This window comes from Xanthomonas maliensis, from assembly GCF_009192945.1.
GTDB lineage: Bacteria > Pseudomonadota > Gammaproteobacteria > Xanthomonadales > Xanthomonadaceae > Xanthomonas > Xanthomonas maliensis.
Map to the genome: position 1 here is coordinate 39,383 of NZ_NSET01000003.1, position 21,244 is coordinate 60,626.

The following is a 21,244-nucleotide window of genomic DNA, read 5'->3' on the forward strand; positions in this document are numbered from 1 at the left end:
GAGGATGCGGAGGCGGTTGCCAGCGTGGGGGATGCTGACGCAGGACGGGAACAACACGCGAGGCGACCGGTCGGCGCCGGCTGCGCGCGCAGCGAAGCGGCCGCCGCGAGGCCTGCAAGATGACGTCATCGCTGCTTCCTCCACAGTCAGGGCGCGCGTGTTGCCGCCACGCGCAGGACGGACCACGTCTGTTCTGCCGCGCCCGGGAGGTAGGGGCTCCTGCTGCGGCGGTCGTTAGCCTCGCGCGACGAGATATGTGCGGCAAATGAAATTTTCGGCATATTCTATTCCTCCGACGAATACGCTTCCGCGACCGTACCTTATGGCTCATTCCGGCACCCCCTGGTTCAACGCAGCGCGCCTCAAGACGCGCCAGCTGCTGCTGTTGCTACACCTGCACGAACAGCGCTCGGTCCTGCGCGCCGCCGAGGCGGCCAGCATGACCCAGCCCGCCGCGTCCAAGCTGCTGGCCGAGATGGAGGACATGCTGGGGGTCAAGTTGTTCGAACGTCATGCCCGAGGCGTGGAGCCCACCTGGTACGGCCATGTGCTGATCCGCCGCGCACGCGCGGCGATGTCGGAGATCGGCCGTGCGCAGGAAGAGATCGCCGCACTGCGTTCTGGCCGGATGGGGCAGGCCTCGATCGGCACGGTGGTCAATCCCGGCACCAATCTGGTCCCGCAGGCCATCGCCGAGGTCAAGCGCGAGTTCCCCGACATCCTGGTGCGGGTCGAGATGGACTACAGCCGTCCGTTGGTGACCAAGTTGCTCGACGGCCAGTTGGACATCGTGATCGGCCGCATCCTCGGTCCGGAAGGGGTGGGGGAACTGGAATTCGAACCGCTGGCCGACGAGCCGCACTCGGTGATCGCCCGCGCCGGCCACCCGCTGGCCAGCCGCACCGGGTTGCAGCACGCCGATCTGGTGCGTTACGGCTGGATCCTGCCGCCAGCCGACAGCGTGCTGCGCGCCCGGCTGGATTCGATGTTCATGGAGCACGGCGTGCAAACGCCGACCAACGCTATCGAGACTTCTTCGCTGCCGGTGACGTCGACCTTGCTGCGAGGCAGCGACATGTTGACGGCCTTGCCGGTCGAGTCGGTGGCGCCGCTGATCCAGGCCAAGCTGCTGACCGTGCTGCCGATCGCCCTGGGCGTGCGGATGGAATCGTTCGGCATCATCCGGCGGCGCGACTATGTCCTGCCACCGGGCGCCGAGCGCATCCTGCAGGCGCTACGGACGACGGCGCGGCGGTTGTATCCGGCCCAGCGGCAGCCGGAATCCCTTTTATAAGCAGGCGCTTCTCTTCGTATTCCGCCAAGGAATACGGGGTTGTGAAAATTTCATTGGCTGGCGCCGGGCCGCCGTCCTATATGTGTGCGGCTGATCGCAGGCTGTAGCGCACGTGAAGTCGGGCAGGTGATCGACGGCGTCTTGCACGGCAAGGGCCGTCATTAGCGGGAGGACGTGCCGCCGGCCCTGTGCCGACGGCCGTCATGCGTACGTGGGCCGCATCCGGCACCGCGACAACTAGTAGTCGTCTTGCGTCCTGGGAGGGATTCAGATGTACAAGTATTCCAGCCATGCCCTGGCAGGTTCGGGCGTGCGTGCTCGTCGTGCGCCGTATTTTGCGTTGACCATCATGGCCGCCAGCATCGGCGCGCTGTTGGCCGCCCCCCTCTACGCCCAGCAGACCGACGCGGCGCAACAGCCGGCGGCGCGTCCGGCAGCCGGCAGCAGCGCAGCGGTCGACCTGGATGCGGTGGAAGTGCGCGGCGTGCGCGCTAGCCTGATCAAGTCGCAGGTGATCAAGCGCGATGCCGAGCAGATCGTCGATTCGGTCAGCGCCGAGGATATCGGTGCGCTACCGGACCGCAGTGTCACCGAAACCCTGCAGCGGGTCAGCGGCGTGACCATCGATCACTTCATGGCGCGCAACGACCCGGATCACTTCTCCGCCGAGGGCAGTGGCGTGATGATCCGTGGTATGACCCAGGTGCGCGGCGAACTCAATGGACGCGACAGCTTCAGCGCCGCTAGTGGCCGTGGTCTGAGCTTCGAGGATGTGCCGGCCGAGCTGATGGCGGGGGTGGACGTCTACAAGAACCCGTCGGCCGAGATCATCGAAGGCGGTCTGGGCGGCACGGTCAACCTGCGCACGCGCATGCCGTTCGACCAGCCTGGCCGGGTCATCGGCGTGACCGCTGACGTGAACTATGGTGATTTCAGCAAGACCTACAAGCCATCGGGCTCGTTTCTCTTCAGCGATCGCTGGAATACCGGCCTCGGCGAGATGGGCTTGATGGTGGATGTGGCGCATTCGGAACTGGCCACCCGCAGCGATGGCATCCAGGTCGAGCCGTTCGTGCGTCGCACCGATGCGGCGCTGCTGGACGGCACCAGCTTCGACAAGGTCTACGTGCCGGGCGGCGTCAACTGGCGGCAGCTCGATTTCGAGCGCAAGCGCAATGGCGTAGCGGGCGCGTTCCAGTGGCGGCCTAGCGACGACACCGAGATCTACGTGCAGTACATGCGCTCCAGTTATGACATGAACTGGCAGGAGCGCGCGGCGTTCTTCAACGACGACACCAACGCCATCGGGCCGGCGCCGGGGACACGGTTTACCTACGATGCCGACGGCCGCTTCGTCAGTGGCTCGCCGGCATCCAGTTCCTGGCGCGGCAACGTCACCGGCAACGATGGCGTGCGCTTCTACACCAACAACCGCTACGCGCAGCAGAGCACGACCACCTCGGATTTGTCCGGCGGCTTTACCCACAAGCTCACCAGCAACCTCACCGTGCGCGGCGATATGCAGCTGGTGCGCTCGGAAAGCGATGCGCTGGACTTCACGCTGTTCGATTCGATCTACCTGCCGGGTCTGACCTTCGATCTGAGCGGCACATATCCATCGGTCGGGATTGCCGACAGCAGCTACACCAGCAACCCCTCCAATTATTTCTGGAGTGCGGCCATGGACCATCTGGCGAAGAATCGCGGCCGCGAACTGGCCACGCGCTTCGACCTGGAATATGCATTCGACGACAGTGCCTGGCTGCGCACCTTCCGTGCCGGCATCCGCGCCACCGACCGCACCCAGATCAACAAGAATTCCGGTTACAACTGGGGCGTGATCAGCGATAACTGGGCGCAGATTCCCGGTACCGCCAATGGGACCGGCCTGGCCGATCTGGCCACCTACATGACTGGCACCTCGCAGCTGTATTCGTATTCCAATCTGTTCCGCGGCAAGATCGATGTGCCCAACAGCCTGTACTTTCCGAGCACTGCTGCGGTCAAGGACTACGCCGGCACCTCGAAGATGATCGAGCAGATTGTGGCGCTGCGCGGGTCGGGCTGGGCGCCGGACAAGTACCAGTTACAGGACATCAATCGGCAGTTCGAACGGACCCAGGCGGCCTACGCGGTGATGTATTTCGCCAACGACGAGGCGCTTGGCGTGCCGGTGGACGGCAATATCGGTGTGCGTGTCGTGCAGACCAAGACCGAGGCCAATGGCTATGGTCAGTTCCCCGACCTGTCGGGCAGTGCCGGATCGGAAGAACTCCGCCAGCAGTACACCGGACAGTACTTCCCCAACGATGCCAAGGGCAGCTATACCAACGTGCTGCCAAGCTTCAACATGCGCTTCAAGTTCACCGATGCGCTGCAGTGGCGTATTGCCGCGTCCAAGGCGATGGCGCGACCGGACTACACCCAGTTGCAACCGTATCTGCTGCTTGCAGCGACGACCGAGTCCAACGGCAGCGTCTCCAGGTGGACCGGCACCGCCGGCAATCCGAATCTGAAGCCGATGACGGCCAATCAGTACGACACCGCGCTGGAGTGGTACTTCGATACCAGCGACATGATGTACCTGACGCTGTTCTACAAGAGCGTCAAGGATTACTTCTCCAACCAGACGGTCACCGAAAACTACGGTGGTCAGAACTGGCTGGTGACACGTCCGTACAACATGGACAAGGGACGTATTCGCGGTTTTGAATACGGCTACACCCAATTCTTCGATTCCTTGCCGGGCTGGATGAGCGGGTTCGGCGTCAATGCCAACTTCACCTTCGTCGACAGCAGCGGCGGAGTGAACACGGCCACCGACCCGTATACGCAGACCACGGTCACCGGGGTGAGCCTGCCGTTGGAGGGGCTGTCGCGGCGCAGCTACAACCTGGCAGGCATCTACGAGAAGGGTCCGCTGTCGCTCCGCCTTGCCTACAACTGGCGTTCGCGCTACCTGCTGACCGCCAGCGATGTATCGACCAAGTTGCCGACCTGGGCGGACGACTACGGTCAGCTGGATGCATCGGCGTTCTATCGTTTCAATCCGCACGTGCAGCTCGGCGTCCAGGCCAATAACCTGACCGACACGGTGACCAAGGTGTTGATGGGGCCGACATCGTATACGGGCGGCGAGGTCGACTACCATCTGTACACCCGCAGCTGGTTCCTCAACGACCGTCGTTACTCGCTGGTGCTGCGCATGAACTGGTAAGTGCACGCGCTCCTGCGTGGCTGCAAGCGACGTTGGGGCATCTAGCGACATCAGATCGATCGGCGGGCCTGGCTTTGAATGCCAGGCCCGCTTTTTTTATCAGCTCACCATCTTGTAGTTGCGCTGTGTCATTGCGATATCGCCATCGCCCTGTTCGCTGTGCGGCGAACTGCATGCGGCGATGGGGGCGCATATCGTTGGGGCAGGAAATATATTTCTTTGGTGTAACCGGCGCTGTTTCAACTTCTCGTCGGCATGTGGCGCGGCGTATAGCGTCCCGCCAATCAATCGTTCGACCGATGCAGTTGATGGGGCGTTTGCTGCAGCCCAGGCGAGGTCGACAAGCATCGTGGTTGTGCATGCGGCTGACCCCGTCGATTCGCTGAGCGTGCGCATGCATCTGTATAGCTGCGCCGAAGATGCAGAAAAGTTGTCTGGTCGAGGTCGTTTTATGCGAACTTATACTGCTGGCTGGAGTGCCAAATACGCGGGCATTTCCCGTGTTGTTATAGGTTTAGCGAATAGCTTTCCAGGAATATTTCATTGGTGTGGCATCGTAGCCGCGCCCTATGCTCCGGCCGCAGTTACACGGTTCGCCCATCAGGGCATCCAGGCAGCGATCGCTCCAACTCTTGCAGAGCGAATTCGCGCAACAACGACGGGCAGGGCATCCGCACCTGGCCGCTAAAACGACAGAACATGCGTCCTGGGAGGGAGCTCCATGTCAGTGCAACACAGCCACGTTCCGGCGAGCCGGACTGTGGGTCCGCGTTCGATGCGTGATGTCCGCCATTCGGTCATGGCGATCAGTATCGCCACCTTGGTGAGCGCGCAGGCGTACGCGCAGGAAGCGAGCCCGACGGGTGCCCCGACATCGGACGCGACCACGCAGCAGCTGGATACGGTGCAGGTGACTGGTACGCGCAGCAGCGTGACCAAGGCGCAATTGGTCAAGCAGAACGCCGAGCAGATCGTCGATTCGATCGTTGCCGAAGATATCGGCAAGCTGCCCGACAACAACGTGGCCGAAGCGCTGCAACGCATCTCCGGTATCCAGATCTCGCGAAATTACGGCGAGGGCAGCACGATCGCGATCCGCGGCCTGACCCAGGTGCGTACCGAGCTCAACGGGCGCGATATCTTCACCGCCAATGACGGCCGTGGACTGAGCTTCGAGGATGTGTCTGCCGAGCTGCTGGGCGGCGTCAATGTGTACAAGAATCCGTCCGCCGACATGATCGAAGGCGGGCTTGGCGGCACGGTCGATCTGCGGACGCGTCTGCCGTTCGACTACGAAGGTCGCAAGATCGCCGGCAGCGTGCAGTACAACTATTACGACCTGGCCGACGATGGCAAGCCGGCGTTTTCCGGCTTGTTCAGCGATCGCTGGCAGACCGGCATCGGCGAAATCGGCCTGCTGGTGAACTACTCGCAGCAGACCAGCCCGTTTCGTCAGGACACCATCTCCATCGAACCGTGGTATGGGCAGACCGCGAACATTCCTGGCTACGAGGGCCAGCAGGTCTTCGTTCCGCATGGCGCCGGCAAGAACACCACGATCGGCGAGCGCAAGCGCAAGACCGGCGCAGTCGCCCTGCAGTGGCGTCCGAACGACGATCTGGAGGTCTACGCCCAGGTGCTGCGCTCGGACTACGACTTCAGCTGGCACGACTATTCGTTCTTCGCGCTGACCGGCCAGAACCCCATCCAGGGCGTGCCCGGTATCCAGGTCAACAGCCGCAATGAATTCGTCAATGGCTCGTTCCAGGGTGTGCCGACCGAGTCCAACACCAGCCTGACCACGCGCAAGTCCGTGACCACCGATTACGCGATCGGTGCGAAGTGGACGGTCACGCCGATGATGACGCTGAGCACCGACTTCCAGTATGTCGATGCCACCACCAAGGGGGAGCGCTACATCCTGGCGACCGGACAGGCCACCAGCCCGTTCTTCAACGTGGACTTCCGCGGCAGCCTGCCGCGGCTGTCGGTCACCGACGCCAGCGGCGCCGAGGGCTACCTGGCCGACGTCGGCAACTACGACGGTTGGCGTTACCAGGTCGACAACATGGACGACAACAAGGGCACCGAATTCGCCTGGCGTGCGGATATGGACCTGGCATTCGACAGCGACTTCGTGCGCAGCTTCAAGGCAGGCGTGCGCTATACCGATCGCGATGCGGAGAACCGCGGCAATATCTGGCGCTTCAACTGCATCAACGATTGCAATGGCGCGCCCTTCGCGAACTATCCGGGCATCGGGGTGATGACCAACCCGATCACCGATTTCTTCCGCGGCGACGGCTATGCCTTCGGTCCGACGCTGACGGCCTCGGACGCGGCGGTGGCCAACTATCAGCAGACCATTGCAGCGTTGGGCTTTGCCCCGCTGACCTTTGCGCCGAACAACGTCAACCTGCAGAACGAAAAGACCTACGCCGCCTACGGCGTGCTGCGCTTCGGCGTGGATGGCGACATTCCGTTCGACGGCAACATCGGCATGCGTGTGGTACGCACCGAGCTGTCCTCGCAGGGGGTGCGTACCGGCACTGCGACCGAAGGTGGTGGCCTGATTCCGATCAGTGCCGACCAGAGTTATACCGACATGCTGCCCAGCCTCAACCTGCGCTGGCTGCTCACCGATCAGCTGCAATGGCGCTTTGCCGCCTCGCGCGGCATCTCTCGGCCGTCGTTCGACCGGCTCAACCCCAACCTGAGCCTGAGCGCCGACAGCAGCAGCGGCAGCGTCACCCGCACGGGACGCGGCGGCAATCCCGATCTAGAGCCGATCAAGGCCGATCAGTTCGATACCTCCCTGGAGTGGTACTACGGCCAGGGCTCGATGGTCTACGGCACCTTGTTCTACAAGAAGGTCAAGGGGTTCATCGCCGAGGCGGTGTTCAACGAGCAGTACCTGGACGAGAACGGCGCGCCGGTGAACTGGCAGATCACCCGTCCGGTCAATGGCGACGAAGGCCAGATCCGCGGCGTCGAAGTGGGCTATACCCAGTTCTTCGATTTCCTGCCGGGATGGCTGAGCGGCTTCGGTCTACAGACCAACTACACCTACGTGGATAGCGAAGCGCCGAGTCCGACCGCCACCGATACCAACGGCCAGGCGCTGACGGTGCCGCTGGAAGGCTTGTCGAAGAACAGCTACAACGCGATCCTCAGCTACGAGACCCCGCGTTTCCAGGGCCGCGTCGCCTACAACTGGCGCAGCGATTGGCTGGTGACCACCGCCGGCAACGGCACCGGCAACCTGCCCGTGTACAACAAGGGCTTTGGTCAGTTGGATGCGTCGTTGCGCTTCAACATCAATGACATCTGGTCGATCTCGCTGGATGGCGTGAACCTGCTCGATACGCGCCGTGAGAGCTATCTGGGTGTGGAGTCGCGGTACCGCGACTTCGTGATCAACGATCGTCGGTATGGCCTGACCTTGCGGGCCAACCTGTAGAACGCGCCGTAGGAAGTGCGTCGCTGGTCCGGCGTGTTGTGCAGGCAGCACGTCGGGCCGGTGTTTTTTTACCGACGCTACGGCGTCGGTCGCTAGGAGAGCCGGGAATGATCAATGCGATCGATCCGCTGACCGAGCGTCGTCTCGCACTGCCGCGTGCATACGTGGCCGGTGTCGGCTTGCTGCTGGTGATGCTGTGGTCGCTGCTGGCCGACCTGCAGGCAGCCGAGCGCGACACCGACGCACCCTATCGCTGGCGGAGCGTTGCCATCGGCGGTGGTGGTTTCGTGACCGGTGTGCTGTTCCATCCGGCGCAGCGCGGCCTGGCCTATGCGCGTACCGACGTCGGTGGTGCTTATCGCTGGGACGATGGTGATCAGCGCTGGGTAGCCCTGACCGATTGGCTGGGCGCCGACGATTGGAACCTGATGGGTATCGATGCCTTTGCGGTCGATCCGCAGGATCCACAGGCGCTGTATCTTGCCGCCGGCACCTATATGCATGCGCGTGCGGGCAATGCGGCATTGCTGCGCTCGCATGATCGCGGACGCAGCTTCGAGCGAACGCCCTTGCCGTTCAAGCTGGGCGGCAACCAGCTTGGTCGCGCCAACGGCGAGCGCTTGGCGGTCGATCCGCACGATGGTCGCGTGTTGTTGCTGGGCTCGCGCGATGCCGGGCTGTGGCGTAGCGAGGACCGTGGGGTTCATTGGTCGCGTGTGGAGAGCTTTCCTGACGCGGCGCTGGCCGCTGCCACTGCCCGCAACCACGTCGGCAGCGAGCAGGCCATCGGGATCGCGTTCGTGGTGTTCGACCCGGCCAGCGGCCGCGCCGGCACTGCGACGCCACGCATCTATGTCGGCGTCTCCACTGCGGCCACCAGCATGTATGTGTCCGAAGATGGCGGACGCAGTTGGACAGCCGTGAAAGGGCAACCCCAGGGGCTGCGACCCAGCCACATGGCTGGCGGCGCGGATGGCCATTGGTATCTGAGTTATGGCGATCAGCCCGGTCCGGACCTGATGGCGGGTGGGGCGCTGTGGAAATACAGCCCGGCCCAGGCGCGCTGGCAGGAGATCAGCCCACTGTCGCAGCCGAGCACGGGCGACGGCTTTGGCTGGGGCGCGGTGGCGGTGGATCCACGTGATCCCCAGGTCATCCTCGCCAGCACCTTCCGTCGATACAACCCCCGCGACGAGCTGTTCCTGAGTCGCGATGGCGGCCGCAGCTGGACCGCGTTGCTGGCCGACGCCCGCTTCGATCACAGCAGCGCGCCGTGGACCGCGCAGGCCACGCCGCACTGGATGGGAGCGCTGGCGATCGACCCGTTCGACGACAATCATGCCTTGTTCGTGACCGGCTATGGCATCTGGGCCTCGCGCAATCTGCACACCTTCGCCGCACCGCAGCAGCCGTTGCAGTGGTGGTTCCAGGACCGTGGCCTGGAGGAAACCGTGCCACTGGATCTGCTCAGCCCGATGCAGGGCGCGCATCTGCTCAGCGCACTCGGCGACATCGATGGTTTCCGCCACGACGATCTGGAGCGCGCGCAGTGGCAGTTCGCCGGTCCGCGGCTGACCAATGGCGAAAGCATCGATGCGGCCGGTCAGGCGCCGCAGTGGATGGTGCGCAGCGGCACCGTGCGCGATCGCCGCAATCAGCAGATCCGTGCGCTCTACTCGCGTGATGGCGGACGGCAATGGCAGGCATTCGCCAGCGAGCCGCCAGCCGGGCAGGGTGCCGGCACGATTGCCATTGGTGCCGACGGCAAGGCAGTGGTGTGGACGCCGCGCGACGGCGGCGCATGGCGGAGCACGGATGTCGGCAAGCATTGGCAGCGCGTGGACGGCCTGCCCGACACGGCGGTGGCGGTGGCCGATCGCGTCGATGCGCGACGCTGGTATGCGGTCGATGTCGCAAGCGGTCGCTTGTACGTCAGCCACGATGGCGCGATCCGTTTTCGCGATACCGGCGAGCACGTGGGACAGCCAGCGCGCGACGAGCGCGCGCGGCCGCAGTTGCGGCCGGACCCCTGGCGCGCCGGGGTGGTCTATCTGGCCAGCCCATCGCGCGGGGTGATGCGCTGGCAGGACGAGCGGTTGCAGGTGCTTTCGCAGTTGCAGGAGGCGCGTTCGCTGGGCGTGGGTGCGCCGATGCGCGCGAATGCGCCCCCGACCTTGTATCTGGCAGGGCGCGTGGACGGCATCGACGGGGTCTTCCGCTCCGACGACGAGGGCGCGCACTGGTTGCGTATCAACGACGATGCACACCGCTTTGGGCGGCCGTACAGTGTCACCGGTGATCCGCGGATTCGCGGTCGCGTCTACTTCGCCACCGGCGGGCGTGGCATCTTCTATGGCGACCCACGATGACGCTGCGCGGCAGCACGAGCGCCGTCGGCAGGGGCACGGTGGACGGCACCGCCTGCCGTCGCGCAGCCTTCCCCGTGTATGCGGGACCCGTTCTGGAGATCTTGGCATGAGCGTTATCCGCATCCCCTCTGTCTGCCTGCTGGCGCTGGCGCTGACCAGCCCCGTGGTCTGCGCGCAACCGACCCTGCCACTGTTGTTTGCCGATGGCGCCGTGCTGCAGCGCGATCAGCCGATGCCGGTCTGGGGTTGGGCGACACCGAACGCCGCGATCAGCGTGCGTTTCGATGGCCACCAGGCCAGCGCCAAGGCCGATGCGCAGGGCCGCTGGCAGGTTCGCCTGCCGGCTCACGCCGCCGGCGGACCTTATGTGCTTGAGGTGCGCGGCGATGGTGGCGCGCTGCAGGTGCGCGATGTGTTGGTGGGCGATGTCTGGCTGGCCAGCGGGCAATCGAATATGGAGTGGCCGCTGGCACAGGCCAGCGATGGTCCGCAGACGGTGGCGGCGGCCAAGGATGCGCACCTGCGGCATTTCAAGGTGCCCAAGTCGTGGTCGGTGCAGCCGGAAGCACGCCTGGCCGGCGGCAGCTGGCAGGCGGCCACCCCGGCAACGGCTGGCGAGTTCACTGCAGTGGGCTACTACTTCGCGCAGGAACTGCGGGCCAGCGCCAAGGTGCCGATCGGCATCATCAACAGCACATGGGGCGGGAGTGCGATCGAAGCGTGGATGGATGCCGCCTCGCTGGGCATGGATCCCGCGCAGAACCAGGGCGCCATCGCAGCGATCCAGCAGCGCGACGCCACCGTGCTGGCCGCGACTGGCCAGCGTATCGCGCGTTGGCCCAAGGTCGAGGGCGAGATGCCGCAATGGCGGCAACCGGACTTCGACGACCGCGACTGGGACAGCATTCCGGTGACAAAGCAGTGGGAGGCCAGCGGCTACGATGGCATGGACGGCATCGCCTGGTATCGGGTGACGTTTCGCCTGAGCGCTGCCGAGGCCAAGGCGGGTATCACGCTGGGGGTCGGTCAGATCGATGATTCGGACATCACCTATGTCAATGGCCAGCAGGTGGGTGCGACCGAGAAGCAATGGAATCTGCCGCGCGTCTATAGCGTGCCTGCCGCCGCGCTGCATGCCGGCGTCAATCAGATCGCGATCAGGGTGGACGATCTCAGTGGCGGCGGTGGACTGCATGGTCCGGACGCACAGCGTTTCGTGCAGACCGCCGATGGCAGCCGGCGGCCGCTGGAGGGCTGGAAGTTCCGTCCTGCCGCAGTGCGGGTGTCGGCCAGCGACAACAAGAACCAGTTGCCGACCCTGCTGTACAACCAGATGATCCATCCCTTGCAGCCGTTCCCGGTCAAGGGCGTGATCTGGTACCAGGGCGAGAGCAATGCCACCGAGGCGGGCGCGGTGAAGTACCGCGAGCAGTTCGCGGCGATGATCCAACAATGGCGCGCCGAACGCGGTGCCCCGGCGCTGCCGTTCCTGTGGGTGCAGCTGGCCAACTTCCAGGCCGGCAACGACGCTGGCGACCTGAGTCCGTGGGCGCTTTTGCGCGAGTCGCAGTCCAAGACGCTGGCGCTGCCGGCGACCGCGCAGGCGGTGATCATCGACATCGGCAACCCGACCGACATTCACCCGACCAACAAACGCGATGTCGGCCACCGCCTGGCGCTGGCCGCACGCCATGTGGCCTACGGCGAAACGCTGGTGTACAGCGCGCCGGTGTTCACCCGTGCGCAGTTCGCCGATGGCCAGGCGACGTTGTCGTTCGACCTGCAGGGCGATGCGTTGCAGGTGCGTGGCGGTGGCGATGTCCATGGCTTTCGCATCGCCGGCGCCGACCGGCAGTTCCATCCGGCACAGGCGCGCATCGCCGGCGATCGCGTGATCGTGCGCAGCGACGCGGTGGCCGCGCCGGTGGCGGTGCGCTACGGCTGGAGCGAGAACCCGGAGGACGCCAACCTGGTCAATCGCCAGCAGTTGCCGGTGTCCCCTTTCCGAACCGATACCTGGTGATACGGAGTCCGATGACCATGTCTGTCTGCTGCGCGCCGGTGCGCGCCTCCCTCTTGTTCCGGTGCGGTCGCGCGCCGTTGTTGCTCAGCGCGCTGGCCCTGGCGTTGGCCGGGTGCCAGTCCGGCAAGCCCGACGACACGCGCGCACCGGCTGCATCGACGCCGTCGTCGGCGCCCAGCGCAGCGGGTCAGACCGCTGCAACGCCGCCTGCGGCGACGCCGGCGCCGATGCCGCAATTCGTCAGCAGGGATGGCAAGCACGCGCTGATGGTCGATGGCGCGCCCTTCCTGATCCTCGGTGCCCAGGTCAACAACTCCAGCAATTATCCGGGCGTCATGGACAAGGTGTGGCCGGCGATGGAGTTCCTGCAACCCAATACGGTGCAGGTGCCCATCGCCTGGGAGCAGATCGAGCCGGAGGAAGGCAAGTTCGACTTTTCCTTCGTCGATACCTTGCTGGCGCAGGCGCGCGAGCACAAGGTGCGGCTGGTGCTGCTGTGGTTCGCCACCTGGAAGAACAACGGCCCGCAATACTCGCCGCACTGGGTCAAGACCGATAATCGGCGCTTTCCACGCGTGGTCACCCGCGAGGGCAAGTCGATCGGCTCGTTGTCACCGCACGCCCAGGCCACGCTGGATGCCGACCGCAAGGCCTTCGTGGCGTTGATGAAGCATCTCAAGCAGGCCGACCCGCAACGCACCGTGCTGATGATCCAGCCCGAGAACGAGCCGGGAACCTACGGCAGCGTGCGTGACTTCTCGCCGATGGCGCAGCAGCTGTTCGACGGCCCGGTTCCGGACGCGCTGCTCAAGCGCATGCATAAACAGCCGGGCAGTTGGGCGCAGGTGTTCGGCGCCGATGCCGACGAGATCTTTCACGCCTGGTCGATCGGCCGTTATATCGATCAAGTCGCCGAGGCCGGCAAGGCGGAGTATCCGTTGCCGATGTACGTCAACGCGGCGCTGCGCGGCCCGTTCAACCCTGGGCAGCCCGGCCAGTACGCCAGCGGCGGCCCGACCGACAACGTGCTGGACGTGTGGAAGGCGGCCGCACCGCATATCGACCTGTTGGCGCCGGACATCTACATGCCGGAGTACCGCACCTATACCACCGTGATGGACCGCTACGCGCGCGCGGACAATGCATTGTTCGTCGCCGAGACCGGCAACCGGCAAGAGTACGCACGCTACCTGTTTCCAGCCCTGGGGCATGACGGGATCGGCTGGTCGACCTTCGGCATCGACTACACCCACTATTCCAACTATCCGCTGGGTGCCAAGAAGGTCGACGAAGCCACGCTGGCGCCGTTCGCGCTCGGTTACCGCCTGGTCGGCATGGGCATGCGGCCGTTCGCCAAGGCCGCTGCGGAAGGCAAGCTGCATGGCGCGGCCGAAGAGCCGGGCCAGGCGGTGCAGGAACTCAAGCTCAACGACCGCTGGGGTGCCACCATCACCTATGGCGTGCCGCAGTTCTGGTTCAAGGGCGAGCCGCCAGGCAATCCGGAGCCTATCGGTGCGGCGCTGATCGCCGAGCTGGGGCCAGACGAATTCCTGGTCACCGGCTACCACGTGCGCGTGACCTTGCATCCTGCCAGCGAAGCCACCGCCAACATGATCTACGACCGTGTCGAAGAAGGCGTCTACGATGGCACGCAGTGGACGTTCCAGCGCAACTGGAACGGCGACCAGACCGACTATGGCGTCAATTTCTCCGACGCCCCGCAATTGCTCAAGATCCGCTTGGCCACGTTCCAGTAATCCGACCCATCCCTGCGCCGCGCCGTCGCGGTGGTGCTTCGTAACGCAAAGGACTCTTATGCCCAATCTCCGTCGTTCCATCGCAGACGCGCGCCGTCGTCATACGCCACTGGCGCACTGCCTGGCGCTGTCGTTGGCGCTGTTGGCCAATGCCGCCCATGCGCAGGAAGTGCGCAAGGCGGCCGATGGCTTGACCGTGGTGCCGAGCGCCAAGGGCGCCGCTCCAGTCCGCCTGCAGGTGGTCGATGCCGGCATCATCCGCGTCAGTGCCGATCCGGACGGCGATTTCGCGCGCACCCCCAGCCTGATGCGCGTGCCGGTCGAGGGCGACACGGCGTTCCAGTTGGCCGAGCAGGGCGATCACGTGCAGTTGAAGACCGGCAAGCTCACCGCCACGGTGTCCACGGTCGATGGCCATGTCAGTTTTGCCGATGCCCAGGGCAACCCGGTGCTGTCGGAAGTGGCCGGCGGCCGCAGCTTTACGCCGCTCAACGTGGAGGGCAAGCAGTACCTGAGCGTGCGCCAGCGCTTCCAGTCGCCCGATGACGAGGCCTTGTATGGCTTCGGCCAGCACCAGCAGGGCTGGATGAACCAGAAGGGCCGCAACGTCGAGCTGCAGCAGAACAACATCGACATGGCAGTGCCGTACCTGGTATCCAGCCGCCATTACGGCCTGCTGTGGGACAACAACTCGATCACCCGCCTGGGCGACCCACGCGGCCTGCAGCCGCTGCCCAAGACGCTGAAGCTGTACGACGCCAAGGGCAAGGCCGGCGCGCTGACCGCACGCTATGCGATCAACGGCAAGCAGATCCTCGAGCGTCGCGAGAGCGAGGTGAACTACCAGTACCTCAGCGATCTGCCCAAGTTCCCCAAGCAGGCGATCACCAAGGACAAGAACAGCCGCATGCAGGTCAGCTGGGAGGGCGAGATCGAAGCGCTGACCGGCGGCGAGCACACCTTCTCGCTGTATTCCAGCGAATACGCCAAACTCTATGTCGACGGCAAGCTGGTGATCGACCGTTGGCGGCAGAACTGGAACCCGTGGAATCACGAGTTCAAGCTGGATCTACAGCCGGGCCAACGCCACACCGTCAAGATCGAATGGGATCTGATCGACCCCAGCTATATCGCGCTGCTTCACCGCGACCCGCTGCCGACCAGCGAAGCGAATGACCTGTCGTTGTGGTCCGAAGCCGGCCAGATGATCGACTATTACGTTGTTGCGGCCGATTCCTACGACCAGGCGATCGCTGGCTATCGCGAGCTCACCGGCAAGTCGGTGATGCTGCCGAAGTGGGCCTACGGCTTCTGGCAGAGCCGCGAGCGCTACAAGAGCCAGGATGAATTGATCGCTGCGGTTGCCGAGTACCGCAAGCGCAAGTTGTCGCTCGACAATATCGTGCTGGACTGGTCGTACTGGCCGGAGGACGCCTGGGGCTCGCACGATTTCGACAAGCAGCATTTCCCCGATCCGGATGGCATGGTCAAGGCCGTGCACGACATGCACGCGCAGATCATGATCTCGGTCTGGCCCAAGTTCTATCCCACCACCGCCAACTACAAGGAGCTGGACGCGGCAGGCTTCATGTTCAAGCGCAATGTGGAGGTGGGCGAGCTGGACTGGATCGGCAAGGGCTACAAGAACTCGTTCTACGACCCATATTCGGGAAAAGCGCAGGCGATCTACTGGCGTCAGATCAACGAAAAGCTCAACAGCAAGGGCTTCGATGCCTGGTGGATGGACGCCGACGAACCGGACGTGCACTCGAACCTGGACATCGCTGAGCGCAAGGCGCGCACGACGCCGACCGCGCTGGGGCCGTCGACCGAGTTCTTCAATTCCTATCCGCTGCCGCATACCCACGGCGTCTACGTGGGCGATCGCGCCGCCGATGGCAAACGCGTGTTCATCCTTTCGCGCAAGGGCTATGCGGGTACCCAACGCAATGCCGTGGCGGTGTGGAGCGGCGACATCGTCTCGCGTTGGGACGACATGCGCGACCAGATCTCGGCCGGCGTCAACATGGCCTTGTCGGGCCTGCCCAACTGGACCTTCGACATCGGCGGCTTCGCGGTGGAGAAGCGCTATGAAGACCAGGACCCGGCGCATCTGCCCGAATGGCGCGAGCTCAACACCCGTTGGTTCCAGTTCGGCGCCTTCGTGCCGATTTTCCGCTCGCATGGCCAGTTCCCGTACCGCGAAATCTGGAACATCGCCCCGGAAGGCACACCGTTCTACGACAGCATGGTCTACTACAACCGGCTGCGTTACGCGCTGTTGCCTTACATCTACAGCCTGGCCGGCGACACCTACCAGCGCGATGGGGTGATCATGCGCGGCATGATGATGGACTTCCCGAATGATCCCAAGGTGCGCGACATCAACGACCAGTACCTGTTCGGTTCGGCGTTCCTGGTCGCGCCGGTGACGCGCTTCGGTGCGACCTCGCGGCAGGTCTATCTGCCGGCTGGTACCAGCTGGCTGGATTTCGCCACGGGCAAGCGCTACGACGGGGGCCAGACCATCGACGCGGCTGCGCCGATCGCACGCATGCCGCTGTTCGTGCGTGCCGGCTCCATCGTGCCGACCGGGCCAGTGCAGGAATATGTCGACCAACGGCCGAATGCGCCGCTCACCGTGGTGGTCTACACCGGTGCGGACGGGCAGTTCTCGCTGTACGAAGACGACGGCAAGGGCTACGGCTACGAGAAGGGCGAGTTCAGCCGCATTCCACTGAGCTGGGACCAGGCCAAGGGCGAATTGCGGATCGGCCAGCGCGAGGGCAGTTGGGCCGGCATGCCGGCCAAGCGCACCATCCAGGTGCGTTTCGTCGACGGGCCGCGCGACGACGCCGGTGCGCTGGAGCCGGGTACCGACGCCAGCATCCAGTACGACGGCAAGGCGGTCAGCGTGTTGCAGCGCAAGATTGCGTCGGGCAACGTGCGTCGTCGATGATCGCAGGCTGTCTTTGGTCGATGGGCAAGCAGATGCCGGAACGGCGCAAGCTAGGCGCGGGCTCCGGTCATGCGGCACGGCAGTGGCCATGCTGAGCCGGCGCCAATGGTGCAAGGCCGCCGGGGCCGCAGTCGCGGCCCTGGGAACCGCGCCGGTGGTCGCCGCCGCAGCGCGCTCGACCACGCCTGCCGGCTTGCCCGCGGTGGCGCCCGCCGAGGCCTTGCAGCTGTGGTATCGCCAACCGGCCAACGAATGGGTGCAGGCCTTGCCGGTCGGCAACGGCCGATTGGGCGCGATGGTGTGGGGCGGCATCGCCCATGAGCGCCTACAGCTCAATGAAGACACGCTCTATGCAGGCGGCCCGTACGACGCCACCAGCCCGGAGGCCTTGGCCGCGTTGCCGCAGGTGCGTGCGCTGATCTTCGCCGGGCGCTATGCCGAGGCCGAGCAGCTGGCCGACGCCAAGCTGTTGTCGCGGCCGCCCAAGCAAATGCCGTATCAGCCCTTGGGCGATCTGTTGCTGGATTTCGATCGCGCCGACGGCATCAGCGACTATCGACGCCAGCTCGACCTGGACACGGCGGTGGCCACCACCACGTTCCGCTCCGGCGACGGCGTGCACCGACGCGAGGTCTTCGTCTCCGCGCATGCGCAATGCATCGTGGTGCGCCTGTCCTGCGATCGCCCACAAGCGCTCTCGCTGCGCATCGGCATCGACAGCCCACAACGCGGCGACATCGCGGTGGAGCAGGGCAGCTTGTTGTTCAGCGGGCACAACGGCGGCTTTGCCGGGATCGACGGCAAGCTGCGTTTCGCCTTGCGCGTATTGCCGCGGGTCACTGGCGGTCGTCTCGACGTCGAGCGCGATCGCCTGCGGATCGACGGCGCCGACGAGGTGGTGCTGTTGCTCACTGCCGCGACCAGCTATCGACGCTACGATGCCGTCGACGGTGATCCGCTCGCACGCACTGCCGCACAACTGCAGCAGGCGGCCAAGCTGGACCATGCATCCTTGTTGCGTGAGCACCTTGCCGACCACCGGCGCTTGTTCCGGCGGGTGGCGATCGATCTCGGCAGCAGCGAGGCCGCAAGGCTGCCCACCGACCAGCGTGTGCAAGGTTTTGCCAGCGGCGACGATCCCGCGCTGGCGGCGCTCTATCACCAATACGGCCGCTACCTGTTGATCTGCAGCTCGCGACCCGGCACCCAGCCGGCCAATCTGCAGGGCATCTGGAACGACTTGATGCAGCCGCCGTGGGAAAGCAAGTACACCATCAACGTCAACACCGAGATGAACTATTGGCCCAGCGAGGCCAACGCACTGCACGAGTGCGTCGAGCCGCTGGAAGCCATGCTGTTCGAGCTGGCCGAGACCGGTGCGCACACGGCGCGGGCCATGTACGACGCGCCGGGTTGGGTGGTGCACAACAACACCGATCTGTGGCGCCAGGCTGGTCCCATCGATGGAGCCAAGTGGAGCCTGTGGCCGATGGGCGGGGTGTGGCTGCTGCAGCAACTCTGGGACCGCTGGGATTACGGTCGCGACCGTGCCTACCTGCGCAAGATCTACCCCTTGTTCAAGGGCGCGGCCGAGTTCTTCGTCGCCACCCTGGTGCGCGACCCGCAGACCGGGGCGATGGTGACCAATCCGTCGATGTCGCCGGAGAACCAGCATCCGTTCGGTGCGGCGGTCTGCGCCGGCCCCACGATGGACGCGCAGTTGCTGCGTGACCTGTTCGCCCAGTGCATCGCCATGAGCGCGCTGCTCGAGGTGGACGCGGCGCTGGCAGGGCAACTGGCGCGCCTGCGCGAGCAGTTGCCACCCAACCGCATCGGCAAGGCGGGCCAGTTGCAGGAGTGGCAGCAGGACTGGGACATGGAGGCACCGGAGATCCATCACCGCCATGTCTCGCACTTGTATGCGTTGCACCCCTCCAGTCAGATCAATGTGCGCGACACCCCGGTGCTGGCCGCGGCTGCCCGGCGTTCGCTCGAAATTCGCGGCGATCACGCTACCGGCTGGGGCATCGGCTGGCGGTTGAACCTGTGGGCGCGGCTGGGCGATGGCGAACACGCCTATCGCATCCTGCAACTGCTGCTTTCGCCTGAGCGGACCTATCCGAACCTGTTCGACGCCCATCCGCCGTTCCAGATCGACGGCAACTTCGGCGGCACCGCCGGCATCACCGAAATGCTGCTGCAAAGCTGGGGCGGCAGCGTGTTCCTGCTGCCGGCCTTGCCCTCCGCCTGGCCACGTGGCAGCGTGCGCGGGCTGCGCGTGCGCGGCGGCGCCAGTATCGACCTGGACTGGGACGCGGGGCGCCTGCAGCGCGCGCGCCTGCACAGCGATCGTGGCGGGCGCTATCAGCTGTCGTATGCAGGACAGACCCTGGACCTGGAACTGGGGGCTGGCCGCTCCCGGCAGGTCGGACTCAACAACAACCGATTGGTGACGCTATGAGCTTGTACGTAGGACTGGACGTGGGCACGCAGAGCGTCAAGCTGGTGGCCTACGATCCGCAGCAACGGGACGTGGTGGCCACCATCGCCGCACCGATGGACCTGATCAGCCGCGACGATGGCACCCGCGAACAGCAGGCGCAGTGGTGGATCGATGGCATCGTGCAGTGCTTCGCGCAACTCGATGCCGATCAGCGTGCGCGCGTGCGCGGCATCTCCGTGTCCGGCCAGCAGCACGGTTTCGTGCCGGTGGCCGCCGATGGCAGCGTCACCGCGCCGGTCAAGCTGTGGTGCGACACCAGTACCGCGCTGGAGTGCGATGAAATCATGGGCGCAGTGGGTGGTGCGGCCGCCAGCGTGGCTGCCGCCGGCAATCCGATCCTGGCCGGCTACACCGCCTCCAAGCTGCCGTGGACGCGCAAGCATCGCCCCGAGGCGTATGCGGCCATGGCCACGGTGATGCTGCCGCACGACTACATCAATTTCTGGCTGACCGGCGAGCGCTTTGCCGAAGTCGGCGATGCATCGGGGACTGGCTGGCTGGACGTGCGCACGCGGCAGTGGTCCGAGCGCATGCTTGGCGCCATCGATGCCCAGCGCGATCTGCGCGCGGCCTTGCCGCCGCTGGTCGAGACTGGCGCGGTGTATGCCTTGTCCGCGGCTGCTGCCGAGGCGCTGAACCTGCCGCCCGGCGTGCGCGTCACCACTGGCGGTGGCGACAACATGATGGCAGCGATTGGCACCGGTAATGTGGTGCCTGGCCGGCTGACCATGAGCCTGGGCACCTCCGGCACCTTGTTCGCCTACGCCGATCACCCGGTGGTGGACGATGATGCGCGCTGGGCGGCGTTCTGTTCTTCCAGCGGTGGTTGGCTGCCGCTGATCTGCACCATGAACTGCACCGTCGCCACCGAGGCGGTCATGCGCATGTTCTCCATCACCCGCGAGCAGACCGAAGCGATGATCGCCGGCACGCCCCCGGGCGCGGACGGGCTGGTGTTGTTGCCGTTCTTCAACGGCGAGCGCACGCCAGACCTGCCGGCCGCGCGCGGCTGCCTGTTCGGCATGGACCTGCACAACACCACTCCCGCGCACTTCTATCGCGCCGCGATGGAAGGGGCGACCTACAGCCTGCGCAACGGCTTCGACGCCTTCGTGGCTGCCGGCCTGCAGTTCGATACCATCCTGCTCACCGGCGGCGGAAGCAAGAGCGCGCAGTGGCGGCAGATGATTGCCGATGTGTTCAATCTGCCGGTGGTGGTGCCGAGCCAGCCCGAAGGCGCTGCCTTCGGCGCCGCACTGCAGGCGCTGTGGGCCTGCGATCGCGACGATGGCGGTACTGCTGCGCTGTCCGACGTGGTGCTGGAGCACCTGCAGGTGGACGATGCGCTCGCCGCGCAGCCCGACCCACAGCGCGCATCCCACTACCAGCGGCACTACCAGACCTTCCTGAAGCACCTGCACGTCGTCAGTCCGCTTTACGCTGGTTGATTCGATACTCCCCCAGAACCAAGGATCACGTACCCCATGAGCACCACCGTTTTCATCGGCGCCAAGGAATACTTCCCCGGCATCGGCAAGATCGGCTTCGAAGGCCGCGACTCGGACAACCCGCTGGCCTTCAAGGTCTACGATGCCAACAAGCGCATCGGCGAGAAGACGATGGCCGAGCACCTGCGTTTTGCGGTGGCGTACTGGCACAGCT

Annotated in this window: 10 protein-coding genes and 1 pseudogene; 10 read left to right on the plus strand and 1 reads right to left on the minus strand. The window is 65.1% G+C overall.

Annotation, left to right across the window (positions count from 1 at the left end; genetic code table 11):
- The first annotated feature begins 322 nt into the window (after positions 1–322).
- Both CKY51_RS00680 and CKY51_RS00685 read left to right on the plus strand, forming a co-directional pair.
- Positions 323–1,294: a LysR family transcriptional regulator gene (locus CKY51_RS00680; RefSeq protein ID WP_031340063.1), complete on the plus strand. Its 972-nt coding sequence runs from the start codon at positions 323–325 to the stop codon at positions 1,292–1,294.
- 271 nt (positions 1,295–1,565) lie between these two features.
- Positions 1,566–4,511: a TonB-dependent receptor gene (locus tag CKY51_RS00685; protein WP_152248739.1), complete on the plus strand. Its 2,946-nt coding sequence runs from the start codon at positions 1,566–1,568 to the stop codon at positions 4,509–4,511.
- Positions 4,512–4,610: 99 nt separating this feature from the next.
- Here the strand turns inward: CKY51_RS00685 and CKY51_RS22555 are convergent, their stop codons facing one another.
- The gene (locus tag CKY51_RS22555) at positions 4,611–4,859 is read right to left on the minus strand and encodes a hypothetical protein (protein ID WP_211904836.1); all 249 of its coding nucleotides are present in this window, start codon (positions 4,857–4,859) and stop codon (positions 4,611–4,613) included.
- A gap of 373 nt (positions 4,860–5,232) precedes the next feature.
- On the opposite strand from CKY51_RS22555, the gene CKY51_RS00690 reads away from it, so the two are divergent.
- The 8 genes and pseudogenes from CKY51_RS00690 to CKY51_RS00725 all read left to right on the plus strand — a co-directional run.
- Positions 5,233–7,971: a TonB-dependent receptor gene (locus tag CKY51_RS00690; RefSeq protein ID WP_152248740.1), complete on the plus strand. Its 2,739-nt coding sequence runs from the start codon at positions 5,233–5,235 to the stop codon at positions 7,969–7,971.
- 107 nt (positions 7,972–8,078) lie between these two features.
- Complete coding sequence (locus tag CKY51_RS00695; protein ID WP_022972911.1) at positions 8,079–10,340, plus strand: beta propeller repeat protein; 2,262 nt, start codon at positions 8,079–8,081, stop codon at positions 10,338–10,340.
- A 106-nt stretch (positions 10,341–10,446) separates the two neighbouring features.
- Entirely contained in the window at positions 10,447–12,363 is a 1,917-nt protein-coding gene (locus tag CKY51_RS00700; RefSeq protein ID WP_022972910.1) for a sialate O-acetylesterase, read from the plus strand.
- A 17-nt stretch (positions 12,364–12,380) separates the two neighbouring features.
- Positions 12,381–14,120, plus strand: a complete 1,740-nt coding sequence (locus CKY51_RS00705) for a DUF5597 domain-containing protein (RefSeq protein WP_052172272.1) — start codon at positions 12,381–12,383, stop codon at positions 14,118–14,120.
- Positions 14,121–14,178: 58 nt separating this feature from the next.
- Positions 14,179–17,079, plus strand: a complete 2,901-nt coding sequence (locus CKY51_RS00710; RefSeq protein ID WP_152248741.1) for a TIM-barrel domain-containing protein — start codon at positions 14,179–14,181, stop codon at positions 17,077–17,079.
- Between the two features lie 88 nt (positions 17,080–17,167).
- Positions 17,168–19,540, plus strand: coding sequence for a glycoside hydrolase family 95 protein (locus tag CKY51_RS00715; protein WP_022972906.1), 2,373 nt, complete (start codon positions 17,168–17,170; stop codon positions 19,538–19,540).
- On the plus strand, positions 19,537–21,030 hold the full coding sequence (xylB, locus tag CKY51_RS00720) for a xylulokinase (protein ID WP_022972905.1): 1,494 nt from the start codon (positions 19,537–19,539) through the stop codon (positions 21,028–21,030). Before CKY51_RS00715 ends, xylB begins: the two co-directional genes overlap by 4 nt.
- Before the next feature lie 36 nt (positions 21,031–21,066).
- Positions 21,067–21,244: pseudogene (locus CKY51_RS00725) on the plus strand (xylose isomerase); the annotation flags it as partial.